The sequence below is a fragment of the Microseira wollei NIES-4236 genome, assembly GCF_020521235.1.
In the GTDB taxonomy this organism is placed as follows: Bacteria; Cyanobacteriota; Cyanobacteriia; order Cyanobacteriales; family Aerosakkonemataceae; genus Microseira; species Microseira wollei.
The window spans coordinates 1-25332 of sequence record NZ_BLAY01000151.1; the positions used below are offsets into that span (position 1 = coordinate 1).

The 25332-nt window shown below is 44.4% G+C and carries 16 protein-coding genes and 1 pseudogene; 4 read left to right on the forward strand and 13 right to left on the reverse strand.

Features of this window, described 5'->3' with window-relative positions; translation table 11 throughout:
* Nucleotides 1–136 precede the first annotated feature (136 nt).
* From MiSe_RS35745 to MiSe_RS35770, 6 genes are all read right to left on the reverse strand, one after another.
* On the reverse strand, nt 137–1348 hold the full coding sequence (locus tag MiSe_RS35745) for a DUF2252 domain-containing protein (RefSeq protein WP_226589295.1): 1212 nt from the start codon (nt 1346–1348) through the stop codon (nt 137–139).
* A gap of 178 nt (nt 1349–1526) precedes the next feature.
* Nucleotides 1527–1934 carry a KGK domain-containing protein gene (locus MiSe_RS35750; protein WP_226589296.1) on the reverse strand — a complete coding sequence of 136 codons (408 nt, stop codon included), beginning with the start codon at nt 1932–1934 and terminating at the stop codon, nt 1527–1529.
* A gap of 54 nt (nt 1935–1988) precedes the next feature.
* On the reverse strand, nt 1989–2231 hold the full coding sequence (locus tag MiSe_RS35755; RefSeq protein ID WP_226589298.1) for an HNH endonuclease: 243 nt from the start codon (nt 2229–2231) through the stop codon (nt 1989–1991).
* Nucleotides 2228–2611 (reverse strand): KGK domain-containing protein, encoded by a 384-nt coding sequence (locus tag MiSe_RS35760; protein WP_226589300.1) that lies wholly within the window; start codon nt 2609–2611, stop codon nt 2228–2230. The genes MiSe_RS35755 and MiSe_RS35760 overlap by 4 nt, the downstream gene beginning before the upstream one ends.
* 175 nt (nt 2612–2786) lie before the next feature.
* Nucleotides 2787–3203 carry a KGK domain-containing protein gene (locus tag MiSe_RS35765; RefSeq protein WP_226589302.1) on the reverse strand — a complete coding sequence of 139 codons (417 nt, stop codon included), beginning with the start codon at nt 3201–3203 and terminating at the stop codon, nt 2787–2789.
* Between the two features lie 308 nt (nt 3204–3511).
* Nucleotides 3512–5941: a dynamin family protein gene (locus MiSe_RS35770; RefSeq protein WP_226589304.1), complete on the reverse strand. Its 2430-nt coding sequence runs from the start codon at nt 5939–5941 to the stop codon at nt 3512–3514.
* 179 nt (nt 5942–6120) lie between these two features.
* On the opposite strand from MiSe_RS35770, the gene MiSe_RS35775 reads away from it, so the two are divergent.
* Nucleotides 6121–6267: a hypothetical protein gene (locus MiSe_RS35775; RefSeq protein ID WP_226589306.1), complete on the forward strand. Its 147-nt coding sequence runs from the start codon at nt 6121–6123 to the stop codon at nt 6265–6267.
* Between the two features lie 154 nt (nt 6268–6421).
* On the opposite strand, the gene MiSe_RS35780 is transcribed toward MiSe_RS35775, so the two are convergent.
* The 6 genes and pseudogenes from MiSe_RS35780 to MiSe_RS35810 form a co-directional block, all read right to left on the reverse strand.
* Entirely contained in the window at nt 6422–9124 is a 2703-nt protein-coding gene (locus MiSe_RS35780) for a zinc-dependent metalloprotease (protein WP_226589308.1), read from the reverse strand.
* 263 nt (nt 9125–9387) lie between these two features.
* Nucleotides 9388–12496 (reverse strand): annotated as a pseudogene (gene pgmB / locus MiSe_RS35790) (beta-phosphoglucomutase).
* 198 nt (nt 12497–12694) lie between these two features.
* A complete protein-coding gene (locus tag MiSe_RS35795) occupies nt 12695–15127 on the reverse strand; it encodes a sucrose synthase (protein WP_226589313.1) in 2433 nt (810 codons plus the stop codon).
* 241 nt (nt 15128–15368) lie between these two features.
* On the reverse strand, nt 15369–15875 hold the full coding sequence (locus MiSe_RS35800; RefSeq protein ID WP_226589316.1) for a peptidoglycan-binding domain-containing protein: 507 nt from the start codon (nt 15873–15875) through the stop codon (nt 15369–15371).
* Nucleotides 15876–16016: 141 nt separating this feature from the next.
* Nucleotides 16017–16586 carry a pentapeptide repeat-containing protein gene (locus tag MiSe_RS35805; RefSeq protein WP_226589318.1) on the reverse strand — a complete coding sequence of 190 codons (570 nt, stop codon included), beginning with the start codon at nt 16584–16586 and terminating at the stop codon, nt 16017–16019.
* Nucleotides 16587–16703: 117 nt separating this feature from the next.
* Nucleotides 16704–17261, reverse strand: coding sequence for a pentapeptide repeat-containing protein (locus MiSe_RS35810; RefSeq protein ID WP_226589320.1), 558 nt, complete (start codon nt 17259–17261; stop codon nt 16704–16706).
* 341 nt (nt 17262–17602) lie between these two features.
* Between MiSe_RS35810 and MiSe_RS35815 the strand changes: the two genes are divergently transcribed.
* Nucleotides 17603–17743 (forward strand): hypothetical protein, encoded by a 141-nt coding sequence (locus MiSe_RS35815; RefSeq protein WP_226589322.1) that lies wholly within the window; start codon nt 17603–17605, stop codon nt 17741–17743.
* On the opposite strand, the gene MiSe_RS35820 is transcribed toward MiSe_RS35815, so the two are convergent.
* Complete coding sequence (locus tag MiSe_RS35820) at nt 17707–19446, reverse strand: iron uptake porin (RefSeq protein WP_226589324.1); 1740 nt, start codon at nt 19444–19446, stop codon at nt 17707–17709. The genes MiSe_RS35815 and MiSe_RS35820 overlap by 37 nt on opposite strands.
* 110 nt (nt 19447–19556) lie before the next feature.
* On the opposite strand from MiSe_RS35820, the gene MiSe_RS35825 reads away from it, so the two are divergent.
* Complete coding sequence (locus MiSe_RS35825) at nt 19557–20348, forward strand: DUF928 domain-containing protein (protein WP_226589326.1); 792 nt, start codon at nt 19557–19559, stop codon at nt 20346–20348.
* Nucleotides 20349–20959: 611 nt separating this feature from the next.
* Nucleotides 20960–25045 carry a two-partner secretion domain-containing protein gene (locus MiSe_RS35830; protein WP_226589328.1) on the forward strand — a complete coding sequence of 1362 codons (4086 nt, stop codon included), beginning with the start codon at nt 20960–20962 and terminating at the stop codon, nt 25043–25045.
* Nucleotides 25046–25332: the final 287 nt, after the last annotated feature.

Here is a 25332-nt window from a genome sequence, read left to right on the forward strand (position 1 = left end):
TGCTTGTGGGATGGGCATCTTGCCCGTCCCACAGGTTGGCATTGATCGTAGATGGGGCGGGCGAGGACGCCCACCCCACAAGAGCAAAAACTGGATTTTGCTTGTGGGATGGGCATCTTGCCCGTCCAGCACAATATTATGCACTGGCACAAAATGCTGCATAATCTGCTTCTACTTGGTCAGCATAGCGCTTGGCATAGTCGAGAATGGCGTTTTTCCAATCGAAAGGGGGTGCGCCAGCAAAGGCGATTAAATCGTCAGCGATGGCAGATCCCTGTCTCCCCCCGCTGCGTAACTGATCCCAAGCTGTCACCTCTGCCATTGTTGTCAGCACCTTCTGCAAGCGCTTTAATTTCCCATTCCACTCAGCTAGATTTATCTTATCTTGAGTTGGCTGCAATTCTCGCATCACATAGTATTTATCTTCCAGCAATACTGCTGTTAACAAAGCTGCTGGAGTTCCTTGCATTCGCTCTTCAATTGTGACGATTCTGTGCGCTTCGCTTTCCCACTGGGGTTGGGGTATTGCATAAGGTTCTAAAGAAGATGAACGGGATTGTTTGATATCTAAAATATAGTTATTGTCTGGAGAACCTTTCCCTTCGATTAACACCGCATAACGAGGGATTCCCAAGCTACCCGTGCCAGCAATTCTCTGTGCTACATCTAACACGTAAAAAAACTCTATTTTTCCTTGCTTAGCTGCCCAATCATTTAATAAAACGGTGATTTTTTCCTGCTGTTCGTCGGGACACTTGCGGAAGCGATTCCCCTGGGGGGACGCTGCGCGATCGCCATTTGTAATAAACCGCCGCTTCCCTGCTTTTACTTCCGTGCGTTTATCTAAAAAATCTTTCCGATTTCTTTTTTCTATAGTTTCAAAATGTTCTTTAACCATGCCCTTAGCAGTGTCTTCCTGCACGGTGCGCGCTTGACCTTTTGCCAAGGTTTTGGCGTAAGTATCTAAGAATTCATTGCACAAAGACAAGGCTTGTTCTTCTTCTAATTTTAAACTATGAGAAGCGACGATAATGCTAGTGACAAGGCGAGTCACATCCCAAGTACAAGGCGCGAGGACTCCTTCATCAAAATCGTTGATATCAAAGTAAACTAATCGGTTATCGCCTTTGTAAGTGCCAAAGTTTTGTAGGTGCAAGTCGCCGCAATTCCAGACGGGCGGCGCTTGATTTAGCGGTGAATCTTGAGGCCAGTCTTGGTAAAATAAATGGCAAGTACCGCGAAAGAACGTAAAAACATCCGCGCGCATTTTCTCGTATTTTAGTTTCACGAGGTCTGCGTCGCGGTTTTGGTTGAATTGATATATTCTTTCGACGACGTTGCTTGCCATGTTTTTCATTTACTGATTTGGAGATTATTAATATAGCAGATATGGGGGATGCGATCGGATATCCTTAATACATTTATTCTACAAGCCTGCGTAGGCAGGCTTTGTTTGTATAGCCGCGACTTCAGTCGTTAGGCAGGGTGGGTGGTAATGAATGCGAATTTGGCATGATTTGTGAGTTTCAATGCTGATTTTCCTGGTTTAGCATTTGACGCAGATCGTCGAGTGGCGATTCTGATTCGCTTACCTCTGTATTGCTACTATCTGTTTCCTCTTCAACATAAAATTCAACGCTTATTTTAATTTTTACTCTTCCTTTTTTCCATTTTTTAGCCCCAAGGTTTAGGATTTCACAATCCCTGCCTTTATCAAACCACTTTACATGAGGCTCCTTTTCACCGGGAGAATATAATATGGAATCAGGAATTTTAACTCCTTTAGAACTTAATTGATGGGTTATTTGATTTCCTAGATCGTTGTTCAACGACTGGTTTAAAGCTTGTCTGAATTTTCCAATTTTGAAAATGGCATCTCCAAACGACAAAACATCATCATCGTTGCAATCATGAAAATTGTATTTATCTTCCATTTTTATTTCCTATTTTTGTAACTTTGATTGAAACAAATTATTATCAAAATTATTTTAACTAAAATGCCTCCTAAATCGCGGGTCAAAATGGTGTTTTTTCTGCTGGTTGCAAAGGTAACAGAGGGTTTGTAAATTGCTGATATCGTTGCTACCACCACGGGCAAGCGCGATAATATGATCGACGGTGAGTTCTGTTTCTTGCTGTGTTTTGCCGCAACTTTTGCACTGGTAATTGTCGCGGTTAAATACATATTTCCTCACTTCGTAAGGAATGGAAATTCGGGGTGTTTTACTCATGGGTTGTTTTGGTTAATTAGCTGACGCAGATCGTCTGGTGATTCTGGTTCGCTGATTTTTGGCTGTTCGTTTGAGGGTGTTTCTTGGATTTCAGGTTCATCGGGGCAAAATTCTAAAGTAACTTTGATTCTGACTCTACCTTTTTGCCAGCCTTTAGCACCTGGCCTCAGAATTTCACAATCTAATCCATCGTCAAACCACTTATCTCCAATATCTAATGGATAACTTGACAGACTTCTAATTATGCCATTGCGAAATAGTACGATTGCAGGAGCTATAAATTCATATACTTTAAATGTATAATGCGATAAGCCAAATTGATATTTCGGTGTAATCGTAACGACTGCACTGTCTTCCAGTGGCTTAAATTGCTGAGCCATGTTCGTTATTAAATATTATTGTCTAACAATATTATCATTTAAAACGGTGATTTTGCCAAGCTGCGATTGCCAATAGCCTAACGAATGGAATTCGCGGCTACACAAACTTGCGTCCGCCGGCGCGGAATAATAATATTTTAAACCCGCTTCTGGAGTCATGGAAATTAGAGTTTTTTTACTCATTAATTTTATGGTTGTTTTGGTTGATTAGTTGCCGCAGATCGTCTGGTGATTCTGGTGGTTCTATTTCTAAGTTGTTGATTGCGGGTGTTTCTTCCACTTCAGGTTCATCAGGAATAAACTCTAGAGTGACCTTGACTCTAATTCTTCCTTTTTGCCAACCTTTGGAACCAATTCTGAGGATTTCACAATGTAGGCCATTCGGAGCGATTACATTTCCTGCATAATCTATATTATGGAATGGCGATTTAAAATGTTCATTTATTGCAGTTGTAACTTTTGAGTGTCTCGGTTCGGATGGAGAAAGAGACTTTTCTAGTACATGCTTAAATTCCCCAAACTTTATCATATGATTGCCAACTGATAAAACATCATTTCCATTGCATTTTTGCCAATATGAGTTTAATTCCATACCGCCATCAAATTTATAATGATGTAACTATAGATATTTTATCAATTATTTTTATTTTTGCCAATATATCTAGCTCTCGTAATTTATTGTTACATCAACGAAATCCTTGCATCTAGATTTCGCAATAGTTAACGCACCCGCCAGGGAATAAATTCCCTGGCTAATAGCTGAAGTCCTCTAAAGAGGACTGGAAACGCAAGCAAATTTAGTCCACTTAAGTGGACTTTCGCTATTAGCCCGGAAATTTATTTCCGGGCGGGTGTGGCGGCGAATTTCCGGGCGGGTTTGCGGGCAAGTTTTGTGTCTTGCTATAATTCTACAACATCTGCCATGCCAGATGATTCGTAAGCATTTGAATCTGCTAAATTAGCACCAATTACAGGCAATTGACGTTCATACAATTGCATCGCCTCCAAACAATTATTAATCCCTGCAACCGCTTCATTATAAACAGCAATCTTTTGTTCAACCTCACTCAACAACCTGCGATTGCGACTAATCTTTTCCTCGGCTTCCTTTTCCAAGGTTTGCTCTAGATAAGCACGCGCTTGATTGTATTGCTGCAATATATCATCCGCCTGGTTTTCCGCCATCGGTAATAACTCAGTATTAATCGTTTGATTAATCGTTTGGCGGAAGGTTCGCTTAATAGTTGCAGAGACTTTTGGCTCAAAATCTAACTTCAATAATTGCCTGATTGCTGGTTCTGCTTCTACCATGCTTTCGCAGTCGTAACCTTGGGATGTTTGCTGCAATGTTTGGCGGAATTGATAGATCGAAAACGTGCCTTCATCGTAGAAACGGGGACTTTCTCTGACATAGCGATCGCATTCCACCCGCGCCTGATTCACCAACGCCTGACTTACCCGTTTTTCTAATAACTTCAACTCCTGTTCAATCCCCCCATCATTCCCTAACAAGCGATACAAATGACGGTAGTATTCCGACTTGCGAATTCGGTGAATCAAGTATTGGAAAAAGTTCGCCGACAATTCTTGGGAAGACTCGACTAAAATATCTTCCAATTGATTCGCTAAAGAATAAAGTGCTTCGACCAAAACTGCTAGTAAAGGCGCGGTAGCATTGCGGGGATGACTCTGGATGGCGCGTTGATAAGCGGCGCGGACAGAAAAATTATCTAACAATTCATCCAAGCGGCGAATCATCCTGGATTGCAGCATTTGAAAATCTGTTTCAAACGCTTGACAACCATTCGTTACTACCATGTTTACTTCTTCCGCCATGTGTTGGCGAAATTCTTTTCCGACTTGCTGTAACTCCTGATTTAGTCTTCCCAATTCCTGCGCTTTCATCGCTTCAATTTCGCGGGGTTGACTATCCAACTCCCGCTGGAGGGAAAGATAATGTTTCTGCAAGCTGATGCATAAAGGTTCCAAGTCATCCGCCAAAGTCGCAAACAGTTGGGGACGCTTTTCTTGCGTCAGATAGCGGGTAATTCCATCGCGAAATTCTTCAATACCGCTATCGCTAATAAGTTGTTTAATCAGGGGAATTCCCCATTCAGATAGAATGCGGACATAATTTTCATTGGGAGTCTCGAAACCGTTAATCGAAATCCGAAAATTGCTGGGAAGCTTGCGGGAAGTGCCGCAATAGTTATTAAAAGCATAGACGAATTGGGGAGTTTCTTCTTCTCCGTCTAAACCTTTGACGCTGGATGCGAAAATCGTATCTAAACCAAAGCGATCGCATCCGGATGTCGCTTTAATCTGACTCCCATAAAATCCCAACAACCCGCTGGTTTTATAAACCCTCGGCGTATCCCGAAACTGAGATAAAATCAAATCGTCTAACCGCTGGCGCAACTGACTGTTGTACCAAGTTTCGTCAATCCGATTGAAGATGTAAAACACGCGATCGCGTATTCCCAAATTTGCGCGAATTTTCTCTAACAATTCGGTTTCTTCTGTCGTCATGTCCCCCGCCGAGGCAGGTTTTAAGACGCACACCACCGCCGAAGTTTCCGAATCTTCAATTTTGCGATAAGTTAATTCCGCATCTTTCTTTACCGGCGCATCAATTCCCGGCATATCTATTAGCACGTTACCATCTTGCAATAAAGGATGGTGACAGTAATATTCAATTCGCTTTAACACCGCGCTATTGCTACCCCGCCGCGCATAACTCGCTGCTTCTTTGAGATTGGAAAAGTTAAATTGTTCCATCGAATAGGTAGAATTATTGATGGTGTGGATGCGATCGCTATTTCCCAAATACCCTTCCAATAACAACAATAACGCCTTTGCTTGTTTCCCACGATCTGATTTACTTTCCCCGCCTTCCTGCTGGATAATTGCGTCGCATCCCTGACACAGTAAATCTATTACTTCAGCTTGGTTGATATTTGCTGCGGAAAATCCCAGTCGCTTGCATAATGCTTGCGCTTGTTCTTGTATTTCCGTTTCACTTAAAAACGTCAGCACCACTTGCTCTTTGTCCGGTTCGGCATAAGCGATGTAACATTCCGTACCCGTGGCGTGTCCTTCGGCGCTGTAAAGCAATTCTCGTTCTAATAATGCGTTAATTAACATCGATTTCCCCGCACTAAACGCACCTGCAAAGACTATTTCAAATTTGGGGGAAATTGCTTTTCTGAGGGATGCTTGGACTGGGGTGATATCTTGTTGCGATCGCAAAGATGGTTCCTGGTGCAACAATTGCAATATAGTTTCAACCTGCGCTTGCAAGTTCTGACACTGGGGTAACATTTGAGACATAGAAACGTAGGAGTGAGAACAGGGATATTTCCTTTATAAATGGGTTTGGGACGATAAAGAAACCGAATTTCTGTGGAGAAACCCGGTTTCTTTGATACTGTCCACCTTTGCGGGGCGGGTTTACAGCAATTTTCAATTGGGTGCAACGCAACATTGTAGGGGCACGGCGTCTGTAAGTTTTGCCGCCAAATCAAAGTTTTTCGGTTGCCGTGCCCCTACCCCCTGTTAATTCGACTAATAATCAGAAACCGGGACACGGCATAATTAACGTTATCTGTTTGTCCGAGATATCTATGATGCCGTGTCCCTACGCAACGACTCTGTGAGGTTTTTTTATTATGGGCAATTCAACGGACATGATATTATAAACTTCGGTGTTGCTAATTGCTAATTGCCAGCTTGCTAAGCTATGATTTTTACCGATCTAGCCATTAGCCATTAGCCATTAGCTGCTATGTATGAGATAACTAGCAACTTAAGTTAATTAGATTGCAATTGTGCATTCAATGCTTTGGCGATGCGATCGCATGTTTCTTCCAAGTGTGCTTTGGTGTAAATATCGAGGTTTTCTCCTTGTTTTTTCAAGCTAACTTGCAGGGTTTTTTGCAGTTGGCGCAATTGATACCACGCGAGAGTTCGACCATCTTCGGGGACATGCTTATTCCGCAAGACCATCGCTAGCAAAATATTCAAATGTTCCCGTTGCAACGAACGGCGGATACTAGAAATTTGCCCTAATTCTCGATTGTTTAAAACCTCTGTCCAAATACTATTTTGCAGCGTTTCAAACAACTCTGGAATAGTCAGCGACTGTCCAGGCGGCGTTTTTAATTCTATATCGAGCATACGATATAAACGTGCGCCGTCTAGAAGCGATCGCAACACGCCACTTTGAAACATCAAAATCCGCGAGTGAATCGGATAATCTAGGCGGAATACAGGTATCGGATTTCCCCAATGATACCAGCGCGAGGGGGCTAACTGATTCAGCAATGAGGGTGAGAAAGTAAACGCCTCTTTCGCAAATACATAATCCTGCAAATTCGTCAAGGCGTGGCGTTGTTTTTCTACAGTAACCGGGACAAAAGCAAATTCCTCATCCGCATAATTCCTCTTAAAAGATTGTCCGCCAACATATTGCGTCAGCAAGTTAGCGTTGAGGAAATAGTAGTTAAGAATTTGGTCAAATAAAACTCTTCGTTCGCCGTAATTCCCTTTGAATGGATAATTTTTTTCCAAACGCTGCAACATCAAGCGCGCATTATCCATTTGCCACTGGGAATAAACCAGCACATCGCTACTCAAATCCCAGACATTGGCATCGGGATTAATATCCCTAATATCTTCATCAGTCGCATAGGCAAATTCTGGTTGGGGTAACCCCAGCGCCGTTTCTTCTACCTCCTGTTTCTGGGGTTGAGGAACGATGGTTTCAATCGCATCCGGGTGAGGTTTGTAACCGTATTTTATTGCCAATTCATCATAAGGTCCAACTATTGCTGGGAAATAATCTCCTTGTTCGATTCCCGGTGGCGCGAGGTTGACGGGAAGATAATCCATCACCGAACTGACTAACCCTTTGCTGTGAGTTATTTCTGTGTCGTTTAATTCTTCTGGTGCTAACATCGTGCTGCCGTGGAAGTTGTGACGCAACCCCAACACATGCCCGACTTCGTGGGCGATCAGAGAACGTAAATATTGCTCCAAATACTCCTTTTTCAGTTCATTATTTGGCGTCGCATTTGGCAAAAGCGACAGCGCCAGCGCCCCCATCGCTGCTTGTTTAGCAGATTCTATTCCATAGCAGTAATGATTAGATTCCAAAAGTTGCTGAAACCGGGATGCGATACCTGATTCCTGCACCTTCAAATTATTTTTGCACAGAGGATTATTCGTTTCCATGAGCGCGTGATATTCTTGCTGAATTATCCGCACCATGTTGCTATCGACGATAATATCTGCATCCAAAATTTCCCCGGTTAGCGGGTTGACGCGAGACATGCCTCTGGCAAAATTGGCATCCATCGAATTGAACCAGCGGATGGTATTGTAACGCACGTCCGCCGGATGCCAATCCGCATTATCTGGCATTTGCCGTACTTCAATTGCATTTTGAAATCCAGCTTTCTCAAACGCTTTATTCCACATCAAAACACCCGCGCGAATCGCGGGGCGGTATTCAATCGGAACGGCATTTTCAATCCAAAATACAATCGGCTTTTTCGGGGGAGATAAAGGCGCGTCTGGATCTGAAGGTTCGAGATGCCAGCGATTGATATAACGGACAAAAGGTTCCGAACGATTCTCGGTAGAAAATTGCTGGTATGCTGTAATAAAATAGCCAATGCGATCGTCTGCCAATCTGGGAGTATAACCGTTATTTTCCGGCAATTGGGAAAAACTGTAATGCACTTTTAAACTCAGCGCCCTGCTATCGGGTAAGGTAACTAAATTGGCTCCATCTTCCGAATCAAAACCGTAAATCGAGTCAATTTCTAAATTCACAGGAAAGCTTTGTACCTCGCCAAAATAGGATTTGTTGTAGTCGAGTCGGTAATCCGCTTGCAAAGCATATTTCAGTAAAGAAGTTAACCCGGGAAAATCTTCCAACAGCAAGTCATCTAGGTTGACGAGAATACCTTTAGTATGGGGATTGATGCTGACTATTTTAAGCGCATAAAGGACAGAATCGCTAAACGAACGAGAGAGCGATCGCATCTCCGGTTCCCCCGCTTCTGTCCTAAACTTGACATTCCGAATCGCCAAGTGCAAATTGTTATTCACGCGCCGGAAATAGAACAGGAAATCTTGCAAAGAAAGTCCGCTATAAATCCCGCTTTCCCCAATCCCCGATTCTAAAGTAACCGTAGCCAGGTAATTTTTATTCAGTTGTTCCGGTTTAATTTCCAGATATATTTTGCCATCTACCTCGCTGCGATAAAGCGTAAACAACCCATCTAACTTGCTGCTATCTTTAATTACCTCGTAAAATCGCCGAAAATCTTCATTTTTCCGCTCCATGAAGAAACTATCTGCACTGGCTATACTTTCAACGGCTGGTTGTGCGTTGAGTGACTGTGCGTAAAAACTGGTTTCGCCGCTGACTCCTAAGTAAGGACTGGCGAATAAAAAGTTATACAGTAACAAGGCATGGGTTGTTAAGTGTGCGATCCAATCGTTCATTCTCTAGTTTCCCTGTGCAGCGGTGTCGCGGCAAACCGCATCTATCTAAAGATAGAATAACCGTTTTTGGGAACTTTGAGATGTAGGCAATTTTACCGAATAGAGAGAGAGAAAGACTGATATATAGCGCCAAGTAAGATTTTGCGCCAAACCGAAAACCCGCCCGGAAATTAATTTCCGGGCTAATAGCGAAAGTCGATTAAAATGGACTGAAATTCTTCCTTAATGAGTTCTTAATTCTCCCACGACCCTCTTGCTTGACCTCACTTGGCGCGACTTAATTTAGCTGCTAAATCAACCCAACGCACACCTGAGAAACCGGGTAACACGACATGCGCCGCGCCTACCCGCGACTCTGGACCAATCCCCACCGCAAACATCCCCGCTGCTAAAGCAGCTTCGATGCCTGCTGCGGCATCTTCTACCACCACACATTGCGAAGGTTGCAATCCTAATAAGTTTGCTGCAAATAAAAATAAATCGGGGGCGGGTTTAGGACGATTTACACTGTAACCATCGGCGATCGCATCCACTTTATCTGCAATTCCCAGTTTCTGCACAACGGTGCGGGCATTTTTACTCGCCGATCCAATTGCAATTTTAATCCCCGCTTGTTTCAGATCGTCAAACAGTTGCAAAACACCTGGAAACAAATCCTTGGGGGTAATATCTTCAATCGATTCCACATAATAGCGATTCTTGCGATCCATCATCTCCTGAATTTTTGATTCCGGATACTGGCGATTGCCAATAATGTACATCAGCGTCTCGCGTCTGGCAACACCCCGCAGCGCTTCATTTGCTTCTCGATTAAATGGAATTCCTTCTTCATCCGCGAGTTTTTGCCATGTGCGATAGTGATATTCTGCTGTATCTGTAAGAACGCCATCTAAGTCGAAAATAACCCCTCGGATTTCGGAGTAATTATTTGTAACGGATTGGTTTTCGGGTTGTTTTATGTTCATCTTTTCGCTTATTGGGTAGGTTTGTTTTTATTTAACCGCGTTCGCGAAGCGTGCGCGCCAGCGCTTAGACGCGAAGGGCGCGAAGGAAGAAGAAGGAAGAAGGAGATAATCTTCTATCGGGAAGGAAGTAAACCGCAAAAGACGATCCAGGACGCAGAGGAAGAGAAGAAAGATAGCAGGTTCACTAGGATGATGGAGATAAGGGAGATAACGAAGTAGAAGTAATTTCTTCCCCATCTTCCCCATCTTCTACAAAGGGATGCAAATCGAATTCATGCCATTTACCGCGCCAGTGCAACTTAAATTTTAAGCGCGTCCATCCGGGGGGTAAATGTGGATTAGCGATGGGTTCATCTCCTAGGAATTGAATCCCGCCAAATCCGAAAACAACCGCTTGCCAAATGCCTCCCGCACTCGCGCCGTGAATGCCATCGGCAGCATTACCTCGCACATCTTCGAGATCCACCATTGCTGCTTGCATAAACCGTTCGTAAGCTTCTGCGGTTTTACCTAAATCGGAAGCTAAAATGGCATGAATTGCTGGTCCCAGAGACGAACCATAGGTAATATCTGTACGGGGTGCATAATAGTCCCAATTTTTCTGCAAAGTGTCTGCGTCATAAGGAAACTCTTGCGATTGCCGCATTAAATAAAGCAACATCAAAACATCTGGTTGCTTTAATACCTGCCGCTGATTCGCCCCCGCAATTCCCAAAATAGCTTGCATCGATTTGGTTCGGGGTTCGTAGTCAGTTAAATTAATATCTTCTAATTGGAAAAACCCCTCGTATTGCTCGATCAGTTTCGTCGATGCATCGTAGGGAATCCATATATTTTGCACAATATCTTGCCAGCGAGTTCTCCTTTCCGGCGTCAGTTGCAATTTTTGTGCAAGTTCCGCTGCTTTTTCCGGAAATTCTTGACCCAACCACTCATAAACAAAAATCGCTCGCTGCAAATGCCACTGCACCATTCTATTAGTAAAAGCATTATTACTAACCTGTTCGTGATATTCATCCGCGCCAATCACCTCGCGCAGTTCGTAACGTTCTTGCTGAGTATTCCACTCAACGCGACTCATCCAAAAAATAGCCGTATCCAGAATAATTTCAGCGCCACAATCGCGCATCCATTCATCATCCTTAGTTGCTTGCCAATAATACCAAGATCCGTAGGCAATATCCGCACTAATGTGAATCTCGCGATCGCGGCACCAAATCCTGATATCCTCCGCATAAGGATCGTTAGGCATCGCCCATCGCGGCGTCACTTCATCCCCCGTATCCGCACTTTCCCAAGCATACATTGCCCCCTTATACCCATAATGCAAAGCCTTGCGCCTCGCCCCCGGTAACGTATGATATCGGTAAGTTAGTAAATTGCGAGCGATCGCCGGTTGCGTATAAATAAAGAAAGGGAGAATAAAAATCTCAGTATCCCAAAAAACATGCCCCCGATAACCAAACCCCGACAAAGTTTTCGCCGGAATACTAACCCTATCGTCATACCTAGAACCAGCAATCAACAATTGAAACAAATTGTACCGAACCGCAACTTGCGCTTTAATATCCCCTTCAATCGCAATATCGCTTTTTTCCCAAACATCATTCCAAGCTTTTTCATGAGTCTCCAAAATCACCGACCATCCCAATAATTCCCCCAATTTCCCGCGCGCTTCATTCACAGGATTTTCCACATGCCTTGAAGTAAAAACCGTCACTAACTTCTCAACCGTCACCGTTTGTCCCGACACCGCCGGAAACTGAGCCGACAAAGTAGGATAACCCGGAACCATACTCGTTTCCAAAGAGAACTCCGCCCCCGAAACCCTCATTTCACAAGCCATACCGAGTTCAATCCGAGAACTGCGCGTGCGAACTTGCAACCAAATCCCCTTATCGGTTTTGCCTTGATTCAACAACTCCCAATGATTAAAACCCAGATTCTCACTGTATCCATTAATACTCCCCTGAACCTCAATCCCAGCATCGCAACCAACAGGAGTAACTTGACACCGCACACAAAGAACCTGTCGATCCGCCAAACTAGCAAACCGTTCAAACAGAATATCGATCGTTTTCCCACCAGGACTGCGCCAACGCACATAACGACTCAGAACACCGCAGCGCAAATCAAGCTGACGCCGATAACTCAAAACCTCCCCTTTATCCAAACCAAAACGTTCCCCATCAACAACAACCAAAAGCGGCAACCAATCCGGACAATTAGCCAACTCAGTATAAACAACCGGCACATCATCATACACACCGTGAATCAAAGTTGCCGACCACCCACGGGGAAAACCCTCCTCAAAACCACCCCGCGTCCCCACATACCCATTCCCAATAGTAAAAACAGTTTCCAACGAATGCAGCCTAGCAGCATCAAACAGCTCTTCAACTAACATCCATTCCCCATAACCAAACCCCTGAAAACCACCCATAACATCCATCACCTATAAACTCTCCCTAATCTTCTCTCTGGTTCAATAAAACCAACAATAAACAACACATAACCCACCATCTCTCCCCACTCTTCCTTCGCGTTCTTCGTGTCTAAGCGCTGGCGCGCACGCTTCGCGAACGCGGTTCAATAAAACCAACCATCAACGACGCCAGTGCATATCCAATATCTTCTCCCCCCTCGGCTTATAGAGCAAAAAAAACAAAGCCTCCAAATAGCGCAATAAAGCCTCCCGATTCTCCTGCGAAACATAATTCCAAAACCCATAAATCTTAGCCAACAAAAGCATTTTCCCAGCGTGCAACCGCCAATTATATCCCTCGCGAACCCGTTTAATCCCCCGTTTAGAAATATCTTCCCAATATTCCGGATCAACATCGCACTTGCTGATAAAATTCACCAACTTATCCCCAGTCCCCTCCAAATCCGTAGGATTGATGTGAAACCCATTCTCCCCATCCTGAATAATTTCCAAACTCCCGCCAAACTGAGTGGCAAAAGTAGGCAACCCAGAAAACATCGCCTCTAAAATCGTCAATCCGAACGCTTCAAACCGGGCAAAGTTAACAAAAATACCCCGAGAATCTGCAATAGTACGATAAGCTTCCCCCAGTTCGGCATTGCTGAAGCGCATTCCCAACCAGCGGATGCGACCGTGAAGGCGATACCGCTCGATTATATAATGGAGTTTTTCCAATTCCCCAGATTCTTCCGAATTAGCAGCTTCCGATAGATGCAACTTGCCCGTAATCAAGATTAAATTACAAAGCTCGCGTAACTTCTGGTTTTGAGCGAAACATTCAACCAACCCCGTCAGGTTTTTAACCGAAGTAACGGGAGCGATCGCTAATATAGCTCGTTTTTTCGGATTATCCAAATAACCGAGAATGCGAGCATCCGAACGAGTAAACAGCAACTCCTCGACTTGCGATCGCAAATTTGCATCTCGCCTTTCCGTATAAGGAAAGAAAACACTTTCATTCACCCCAGGCGGTACAACGTTAAACTTAGGACTAAACAAATCAATCCCATCAATTGCATGAAACAACTGCGGCATCGTAAAAGATTTATAAGATTCATACTGCCCGATAGTATCCGGCGTCCCCATAATTTCCTGATAAGAAGAAGTAACGATAAAATCCGCTGCATTCATCCCGATCAGATCGGCACTAAATTGGGCGGAAAAGTGATACATTTCCTCCATCTCTTGCCAGTAAAGGTCGCTAAATAAGTATTTCGTTTTTTCCAAACCGTGGGCAATATTGCACTGAATCGCTTTCAGACGGCGCGCCAGCAGAAACGCGACTAAATTGCCATCGGTGTAGTTGCCAATAATTAAATTTGGGCGTCCTCCCAGTTGTTTGATTAATTCGGTTTCCGCATCTAAGGCGAAAGTTTCTAAATAAGGCCAAATTTCAAACTTAGAAATCCAATTCCCGGTAACTTTAGGATTAAATTCGCGGAAAGGCACGCGCAAAATCCAGCCGTTTTCCGTATCCTCGATTTTTTCTAGGCGTAAGTTGCACTGGGTTCCTTCGCAGTTGGGAATCAGGCGTGTGAGAATCACAACTTGCGGTTTAATCCCAAAAAATTCCAACCCATAAAGTTTAATATCTTCGCGTAGTTTATTTTCTAAACTGCGTGCTTGGTTGAGGACATAAACAACTTGACCCATCGTTTCAGATCGTCCAACAACATCATCTTGACCAACCCAACCGTGGATCGAAACTAGAACGATGCGGAAATATGCCGGAATGCGAGAAACAAAAGCTTCTAAAATAGCAGGTTCTGGGTTATCTGCAAGTCGGTTAAGCAATTGGAAAGTTTCCAGCGCGCCAGAAGCATTATTACCCCATCCCGGTTCAAAACCAAGTTGTTGCAATTGGGTATGAAACTTTTCGTAGGGTTCGTCTGCGGGTAGAGTGGTGAGGAATTTTAGCGCCACTTTAACTTGTTGGGATAATTCGTTACCAGAGTGGATGCTCGATCCGATCATCAAATCCACGCCATCATACTGGTGTCGCTGCAAAACTCTATACAACGCCTCTAGCCAAAACTGACGTTCCGTTAACAATTTGTCACAAAAGTAGCGATTGAGGAAGGTCAAACCTTGACCGATATTTCTAGGATCGTCGATAACGGGGGAATCTTTATAGAAGGGGTGGAAGTCGATTTCTAAAATTTGGGGTTGGTAGCGGTTGACAGTGCGTTCGCGCCAGCGTGCGGTCGGCATATCGCGCGCATCCAACCATGCTTTTACCGTCTGTTGTTCAAAACTGCTCAAATCCCCAGTCAATCGCCAGACTTGTTGCGATGCGATCCAAGGACGGACAAGCAACCAGATACTGTCATCCAACAGCAAAATCTCGTGGGTGCGTTGGAGCAGTTTACCTAAAGCCGAAGAGTGGTAAAAATAGGCAGGTTTTTGATATTGCTGGCAGTAGTCGGCAAAAGCTTGGACAATCTCATTTCGCAAGAAGTACCGCTTCCCTGAAACGCTTAACGCGCCGACCAACTGACCCAGCGCCGTTTTTTCATCGCTGTTGTTATACACAGCTTGAATCAGTTCTTGCATGGTTTATTCCTATCTAGCTGGGTGACCAGCTACCCTTGGGATGCCTAATAACGGTCATCTACTTTCTAAGCTAGCGCCAAGCCAGTCGCGACAACTCTACCTAATGAAATAAAATTACGCTCCAAACCCGGTTTAGAGCGTAAACTTTCATATCATTTTCCCCAAAAACGTTACATGTAACGTCTCTAGGATCGGTCTAGAAACCGGGTTTCTTGCTACGAAACCCGGTTTCTGTATACACCTACAAACCGATATGACTGATGATAGCAGCTAGTTCCATCAACCCTTGCCAAGTTTTAGCGCCAATAACTCCATCTACCACCAAGTCACGCTCCTTCTGAAACGCTTTCACTGCCGCTTCGGTTTTCGCGCCAAAGTCGGCGTCAATAACTCCAAAATAGTAGCCATCAAAACCCATATATTCGGCAGTAATGAGGGAAAATTTTAGAACATCTTGAACCCTTGCCACATCATCACCGCGACTACCCCTACGCAACAGGGGAAGGTCATCCCGCTTACCGGAGTAGAGTGCTTTCCAGGTTTTCGAGTCAACAATACCATCGCGCTTGAGGAAAACTCGGTACTCAAAAACTTCCACCGCCAGTTTCGTGACTTCACCGAAAATGCCATCAACCTCAAGATTAGAGATAATTGGAACTCTTTGCTTTAATAATTTTTGTAACTCTTTTACGGCTGGACCAGTGGCACCCAATCTTAAAGTAGGTTGGTTAACTTGAGCGGTTTCCATAGTTAAGACCTGATTGAATAACGTTCTAAAACAGATATCCGGCAGCTGGGGAAATCCGGATGATTTTGGGTACACCGAAGCGTAATTTTTCGACAAACCTGGCTGAGAAACCCGGTTTTTCTAAAAAACCGGGTTTCTAGGTCAATCCCCTTTTTTTCCGACTAGATTCTCTTGATTCAAACTAGCGTAATCCACATTCGCGCCTTGCATATTTGCGCCATCCATGCTAGCGCCCTTGAGATTAGCACCGATTAAATTAGCCCCGTTCAGATTAGCTTGGCGTAAATTAGCCTCGGTCAAATTTGCTATTCCCAAATTAGCGTTACTTAAATTTGCCCGGTTTAAATTAGCACCACTTAAATTAATTAAACTCAGATTTGCATTAGCCAGATTGGCCCGATCCAGGTGGCAATTTGATAAATTAGCCTCGAATAAATTAGAGTTGATTAAATTGGCGTTATTCAGATTAGTATTAGATAAATTAGCCCCAAACAGATTAGCACCTGACAAATTAGCTTGCTTTAAATTTGCCCCGCGCAAGTCAGCATGACTCAAATCAGCACCGGCAAGATTTGCCCCGCTTAAGTCACATCCCTGACACTGTTTAGTTTCCAGCAAACGCTGAATCGGACTGAGATATTCAGCTTTAGCGGGAGTTACGATACCCATGAACAGCGGTAATACCACAGCAGCTAACGTTGCGAGTTTCATATCTTTTTCCTTATACAACCCTTGGGTTTAGTCTTCCCACCAAACGCCTCCCACTATCACCCCCAAAAAAGAAACCGGGTTTCTTTAAGAAACCCGGTTTCTGGTCTGAGATTTCAGCTAACGAGGAAATCCAGCAGCATTGGTTAAATTTGCACCTCTAACGCCGAGCAAATTAGCACCAAACAAATTGGCTGCATTGAGATTGGCATTGAGCAAATCTGCTCCGCGCAGGTTAGCACGATTGAGATTGGCTCTAAACAAGTCAGCATCCCTTAAATTAGCTTCAACTACTTCAGCACCGCTGAGGTTTGCGGCATTCAATTTAGCGTTTGTTAGCGTCGCTTTGCTTAAATTGGCATTGGCTAAATTCGCCACATTCAGATTCGCACCGCTGAGGTTAGCACTGTTTAAATTAGCCCCGCTTAAGTTAGCACCATTTAAGTTAGCATTGCTCAAGTTAGCACCGCTCAAGTTAGCACCGCTTAAATTAGCGCCTCTGAGATCCACCTTTGACAAGTCAGCACCGCTGAGATTAACGCCTTGCAGGTTTAAACCCGCACCTTGTCTCGTTTCCAGCAACTGTTGCACGGGAGTTGGTATGTCAGCTTTGACTGGAACTACCAAACCCAGCGTAGCGGCTAACAATAATGTGGTGGCTATAATTTTAAGGTTCATTTTTCTATGCCCTCAACTGGGAGTGTTCTTTAATCAATCTTTGCCATTTGGCTAATCATACCAGTATAAACCCCGTACAAGTATTTCTTCTACCTAGTCTTTAGGAGAATCTACGTACAATAGACCTCGACAATAACTCTTGTGGGGTAGGCATCCTGCCTGCGCTTGAGTTTATTTTCTCGAGAGGTCTAATAACTCAAGTTGCTAGTTATGCTCATGGCTAATGGCTAATGGCTAATGTCAGGATATTATTGTTGTGAGCTTCACATCTGGCAATTAGCAATTAGCTATTAGCAAAGCCCAAGTTTATAACTAGCAACTTGCGTTAATAGAGGCTGGATATGAATGCGATCGCTCTCCCTAGTCAGGACAACAGTCCCGATGCAGGAAAGGTAAGAGGACGCAAGTCCTCACTACCAACTTCTGCCGCCAAATTAGCCACAACTCAGAAGGAAAACTGCACCTGGACGGTTCCGGAATAAATTAGCGGGTTATCGTCAAAATTATTGGCATTCCCAGTAATGTAAAAGTAAGGAACGATCGCAATATTATTCGTCACCGGATAGTAGTAAGTCGCTTCGATATCAAACTGAGTCCCCCCATCACCTCCACCAGATACGAGAAACTTACGCCCCTGCAAAACATCAAACGGCCAGACGTAAGTCAAAGTTGCTAAAGCGCCCCTTTTACCCAAATCGGGGAAAGCAACCCCCACTTGAAAAGACTGCGCCCTGAGATTCCCGTCAGGCAAGCCATCCGCCACCGGGTTTAAGTTAGTAGTCGAGTAAGTATAGCGCCCGAAAATGCCAAATTTAGACGTAACCAACCAATCGAAATTAAATCCAAAAGAATTAGCCGTCGCATCATCCAGCGCCCCACCAAACCCGTCATCAGCTATACCAATAATAGGTTTAGTTTTAATTTGCCCATCTACTGGTTTAATAATTGAGTAGTCGTAAAGAAACCGCAAATTAATATTCCGCATCGGCGAGTAAGTTAACTGTGCAGTGACGGCGCGGGTGCTATCAAATAACCCTCTCGTGGGGTTTGCCCCATCGGTGTTGGTAGCATAGCCGACGCGAAAGTCAAATTGTTCGTTAATTCTCCAAAGCATAACAGCGCCAGTACTTCGTCCCAAATTTTGAATCAGCGTGCTGCCATAAGTGTTGAAACCACCCGCACCCCGACCAAATGCAGAAGTGAAAGCGTTAGTATCAAAGTAACGCAGCCAAAAAAATAGCGGTGCTACGGTTAATTGCAAGGAATTACTGACAGGAAACGAGTAAAACACCTCTGCCAAAACCAAATCGCTGGGAGTAGTGCTGGGAGTTAAATCTAACAGCGGCACTCCAAAGGTGTTAAATAAACCTGCGGAGGTGTAAGCATTGGTAGACGAGTCGCCATTCCCCGCAAATAAACTTGTTGCTAGGGTATCCCTCCCCGTGAAGGAAGTGGTGAGAAATAAACCAGCTAGGTAACTGAAGGTGATATTGGGGTCATCTTCTACTTTTGTGACGATGGGGCGGTTGCCGCTGCCTCGCCGTGGGACACTGGAACTATCTGTTGGATCGATTCTTTCAATTCGGACATTACCAGGTGCGTTCGCCCCATCCAAATTAAAATTAATAAATCCAGTTAACTTGGTCGTCGTGGAAAATTGGTTGGCCTCCAATTGGGCAATTTGTACTTCTAACCTATCGATCCTTCCGGTCAAAGTTGCCAATTCGGGGGCGAAATCAGCTCGCAACCGTTGCAGCGTCGCTAAATCCTCCTCGGACACCCGATCTTTAAATCCTGCTGCGATTAACTCGTTGATGCGAACTAAGGCTGCATTCAACGCGGCGGCGAATTCGTAGCGCGTCATGGCGCGGTTGCCGCGAAACATGCCATCCGGATAACCCGTAATCACCCCGTAGCGCTCGATCAGAGATTGTAACGCTTGAAACGCCCAGTCTGTTGACTGCACATCCGATAATTGAGAAACTGAGGTAACTTGGGCATAGACCATTGAGGAAGATGGGGAACAAATTAGCTTGAATTCTCCGTCAATTCCTTGTTCTTCACAACAGGGGTCATCATCTAAACTTGAGATTGGCAAACTAGCCAGAGCGTTACTACCCATCAATATGATGGTTCCGGCAATAACTGGACTCAGTTTGAATGCAGCCAAAAAACCTTTTGTCATAACTTTGCGTTCTTGTAATTGGCTGTTCGCCACTTTTCTGGAATCTGGCTATTGTAGAACGTAGCTAGTTTACACACAACAGTTCACCATTGGGTTATCCGAGTTTGAGTATGGCAATGCATTCCTACCGCAATTTGGCAACGCTTTCGATAGCCATAACCTTAGAATTATTTATCGGGTCACCCTTGGCAACTTGGGCGCAGAGTATGCGATCGCAATTCCCAGAGGTTGCGATTAATTGGACTCCACCCAATCGAGGCACACCCGCTCAAACAGAAGGCGCAGGAACCCGCGATCAAGGCACTTGTGCCGCGGGTGAAACAACACCAAATCCGCCCCTAACAGCTTTAATGCCAATTAATAGTTTGGCCTTAACAGTGGCAGATCGTCCGACATTTTTTGTCTACGTTCCCGCAACTTCTGCAAAAATGGCGGAGTTTGTTTTAAAGGATGAAAACGACGATAATGTTTTCACGACAAAAATTGACCTGACTCGAGAGTCTGGGATTGTTAGCATTAGCCTTCCTGCCAACGCCAACCCTCTAGAAACTGGCAAAACTTATCGCTGGTACTTTGATTTGGTATGCAATTCCGGGAAGCGAATTTTCCTGGATCGATTGATGGTTGAGAGAGTTGAACCGAGTCAGGCTTTGCAGAGACAATTACAGCAAGCAAAAGAGCGCGATCGCCCAGATGTATACGCCCAAAACGGTCTGTGGTACGATACCTTAATGGCTCTGGCTCAAATGCGACGTTCTCCTTCTAACAATGCCACCCTCACCGCTGATTGGAAACAGCTTTTAGAGTCTGCCGGACTTAAAGAAATCGCAGACAAACCGTTAATTGATTGCTGTACTATTCAAAGTTCCACAGTCTCCAATCCCGTTGAAACCCAAAGATAAAATTACCCGGCAAGCAGCAACTAATAGATCTTTTTATCCAGCGTGCATCTACATTTCAAATCTTAGGCGGCGCTATGTAACTTAAATAAGAGCGCGGTCATTTCAATAATTTCATAAAAATATTTATTTAACGTCAGGATCCAAATCAACCCGGTTTCTCTGAAAAATCCAGGGTTTGAGACCGAGAAATCTATGAATCAACCGGGTTTCTCACCCCAAATCAACCCGGTTTCTCTGAAGAAGAAACCGGGTTGATGACGCCAAATCAACCCGGTTTCTCTCAAAAATCGTGGGTTTGAGAGCGAGAAATCTATGAATCAACCGGGTTTCTCACCCCAAATCAACCCGGTTTCTCTGAAGAAGAAACCGGGTTGATGACGCCAAATCAACCCGGTTTCTCTCAAAAATCGTGGGTTTGAGACGGAGAGAACTATGAATCAACCGGGTTTCTGACTGCTGACGGCAAAAGTCTGTTAATCCAATTACCAATTACCCATTACCCATTACCGCGGTCACAACTATTAACTAGCAACTTGAGTTATTTAGTATAAATTCAGCAGCAATTATATTAAAATATAGAAGATAAAAGCTATGTAATTGAGCAGATAGAAATGAAAAAAACCAAATTATTATTTACTTTACCTTGTTACTGTTTAATTGTAAATAATTGGAGTCCAGCCCAAGCCCAAATCGCCCCAGATGGAACCTTATCTACCAACGTCACAACCCAGAATAATCTTAATTTTACAATTAATGACGGCAAGTTCGCGGGAAACAACCTATTTCACAGCTTTCGGGAATTTTCCGTCCCTACTGGCGGCGAGGCTTTCTTTAACAACGCTCCGGATATTCAAAATATTTTTAGTCGCGTCACCGGGGGGTCAGTTTCTAATATTGACGGCTTAATTCGAGCCAATGGGGGGGCTAATTTATTTTTACTCAATCCGAGTGGCATTATTTTTGGCCCAAATGCCAGGTTAAATATCGGCGGATCGTTTTTAGCGAGTACGGCGAGGAGTCTAATATTTTCCGACGGAACGCAGTTTAGCGCTACCAATACTCAAACTCCACCTTTATTAACAATTAACCTACCCGTTGGCTTGCAATATGGCAGTAAAGCCGCACCGATTCGCGTGCAAGGTTCTAAGCAAATAGATACGGTAACCGCAACGAAAGGCTTCGATAGTAACTTAAATATCTGGCAATTTAAAACAGGAAATACATTAGCAATTTTGGGTGGCAATGTAATAATTGATGGCGGCATTTTGCAAGCGCCTGGAGGTCGAATCGAGCTGGGAGGTTTGGCAGGCGAGGGAACAATTGCCATCAATAAAGATGGGAGTTTAAGTTTTCCATCTGGCGGGCAAAGAGCAGATGTATCTATTATTAATAAAGCCGGAATAAACGTACTCGCTGGCGGTGGCGGTCATATTGCCATTAATGCTCAGAATTTAGAAATTTCCGGCAGTCTGCTGACAACTGGAATTGCCACGGGTTTGGGAACGCAGGGGGCGCAAGCAGGTAATATTTTGATTGATGCTACGGGAGCAATAGCTATTACTGCCAGCCGGATTGAAAATAATATCAATCCAGCAAGTGACGCTCAACCAGCAGCAATTGGGGACGGCGGCGATATTATTATTCAAGCTGGGTCAACTTTAACAACAGATACGGCTTCTTTGAGTACGGGAACCTTTGGACAAGGAAATGGGGGAAACCTGATTATTACAGCCAATTCCGTTTCTTTAACCAACGGTACTCTTGTAGACAGCTTTACCAGCGGACTTGGCAACGCCGGGAACATTGCGATTTATTCTAAAGACAATGTTGTCATTGTAGAGAGCCAACTCCAAAGCGATATTTTCAAAGCTCCCCTAGGCAGGGGAAATGCTGGAAATATCTTGGTGCATGCTAACGGTTTGGTGAATATATTTAATAGCGAAATTACCAGCACAGTACCTGAAAAAGCTGAGGGAAATGGCGGTACTATCACCATTGAAGCGGGTGCGATTTCGCTGATGCAAAATACTCCCACAGGTTTGGGAACCACAACTAGCGGTGATGGCGATGCTGGGAACATTATACTGACAGCCAAAGATGGAATTGATATTGCCAGCAGCGCGATCTCCAGCGATACATTTAGTGCTGGAGATGCTGGAATTGTAGAGATAAAGGCTGGGGGTGCGATCGCCATCAACAAGACTGATATAAACAGTCAAGTCAAAGCCAACTCGACTGGCAATGGCGGCATCATTTCTATCGACGGGAAGTCAGTTTCCCTCACCGATCTGACGCGAGTACAAACCAGCACCGAAAATGGCAAGGGAAACGCTGGAATTATCTCGATTAATGCCAGCGATACCGTTACCATTACCCGCAGCGACATCGCAAGCAGTGCCACAAGTGGAGCAAAGGGCGATGCAGGCAATATCCGCATCAAATCCGGGGGTTCAATTTCTATCAGCGACAACACTTTTCTGGAAAGTAGCAACTTTGTCGGTGGTAATGCTGGAAGTGTTGTTCTAGACGCCAGCGATCGGCTTTCAATTATTAACAGTAAAATTTTTAGCGATACCTTTAACGACGAAATAAGCTTTGGCGGAGGATTGGCTGGAATCATAAGTTTTACTGCGGGAAATGGTGTTTATGTTGTTAATAGCCAAATTACGGCGGAAAGCTTTGGCGGCGTTGACGGAAATGCTAATAATTCTGGATTAGGAATTATCGAGATTAATGGCAAAGATGTTACCCTTGAGCGCTCCGAACTCAGTACCAGTACCAAGGGAGCCAGTGTGGCAGGCAGTATTAATATTAAAGCTGATTCCCTCTCAATAATCAATGCATCGACTGTGGGTTCTTCAAGCTTTGGAACCGGAGATTCAGGCAATGTTACCATTAATGCCACAGGAATTGTTACGATTGATAATAGCAAGGTTATCACTAACGCAGCCAGCTTGGAAGGAGACGCGGGGAATCTGGCGATCGCAGCGCAATCCATTCAATTAACCAACGGTGCATCCCTCGAAAGCAGCAACTTTTTTGGCGGCAATGCTGGCAACATTAGAGTAGAAGCAAAAGAAAATATATCGCTCTCCAATAGCAATATGTTTAGCGATACTGTTAACGACCTACAAGATGAATCAGGCGGTTTTGCCGGCAATATATTTATCAAGGCTGGAAACTTTTTATTGCTGGATAAATCCAGTCAAATTACCGCTGAAAGTTTGGCAAAAGCGGCAATAAAATTTAGTGATAATCCTTCGGGATTGGGATTTATTTATGTAGAAGCAAAAGGAATTTCCTTATCCGAGCAATCTAGATTGAGTACCAGCACTTATGGTGTCAGTGCCGGAGGGAATATTAATATTCAGACCCAAAGCTTATTCGTAGCAGGTGGCTCTAGGATAGAAGCAGTCACCTATGGCATTGGAAATGCAGGTAATATTGCGGTCAATGCCTTAGAATCTATCACTCTTTCCGGTGTCGAACCCTTATCCTTTGAAGAGAAAGGTAACATATTAGGTGGCAATTCCAGCGGATTATTTGCCGATACTAATAAAGCCAGCAGCGGTGCAGGTGGTAATATTGTCGTCAATACTAACAACTTACAAATTACTGATGGAGCGGTTATTGCTGCCACCACGCGCAGTATTGAAAGAGGTGGCAATATCGCAGTCGAAGTTAATAATTTACAACTAACTGGAGGCGGACAAATTCTCGCCAGTGCCTTCAATAGCGGCAGTGCTGGTAGCGTTACAGTAATTGCCCAAGACCGGGTAACAATTTCTGGAAGCGATACCACCTATCAACAGCGATTTGATACCATTGCCCAGAAATTTAATCCAACATTAGCCAATTTAATTATCGACCAGGATGGCCCAGATAGCGGTTTATTTGTCAATAATAGAGGCGCAGGAGAAGGCGGCGATATTAATGTTTTTGCCCGTTCTATTCGGCTTGACAATGGTGCAGCTATTACCGCCCAAACCGCATCCGGAAATGGTGGGAATATCGGATTAAGAGCTAGAGACTTAATCGTATTGCGCCGCAATAGTAATATTTCCACCACTGCTGGTAGCAAAGGTGCAGGCGGAGATGGAGGCAATATTACAATTAACACCCCCAACTTAGTCGCATTAGAAAATAGCGACATCACCGCCAATGCTTTTGAAGGAAGGGGAGGTCGAGTTTCCATTACAGCACAAGGTATCTTTGGCACTCAATCTCGCACAGAAGAAACTTCAAACAGCGATATTACTGCTATTTCCCAAATTGGCGGGCCAGAGTTGAGCGGAACCGTAGAACTAAACACTCCCGATGTTGACCCCAGTTCCGGTTTAATAGAATTACCCCAAACTGTGGTTGATATTACTGGATTGATCGATCGCAGGTGTTCTCCTGAAGCACAGGAAAATTCATTTATTGCTACGGGGCGCGGCGGGTTACCTCCCAGTCCAACCGAACCTTTGAACGATAATGCATATTTAGTGGATTTAGTTGATATTAATTCTGGGAGACAGGAAAGTAGGAGAGCAGGTGAGCAAGCGAGCAGGAAAGAATCACCACAAATTACTGAAATAGTGGAAGCGCAAGGGTGGATAATTAACGATAAAGGACAGGTTGTTCTTGTTGCTAACCCACCGAATGTTACCCCCCATCGTTCTGGAATAATACCAATTGAATGCCATGTTCGTTAAACTTATATACCTCGTTATACCTCGTTTATACCTCGTTTCCAGGCTCCGGCCTGGAAATGCAGTTTGGGAGGCTCTGGCCTCCCCATAGATTCAGAGGCAAGAGCCTCTGGATCTGCGTTACCAGGCTCTTGCCTGGTAACGAGGCGACTCGATCTGCGTTACCAGGCTCTTGCCTGGTAACGAGGCGACTCGATCTGCGTTACCAGGCTCTTGCCTGGTAACGAGGCGACTCGATCTGCGTTACCAGGCTCTTGCCTGGTAACGAGGCGACTCGATCTGCGTTACCA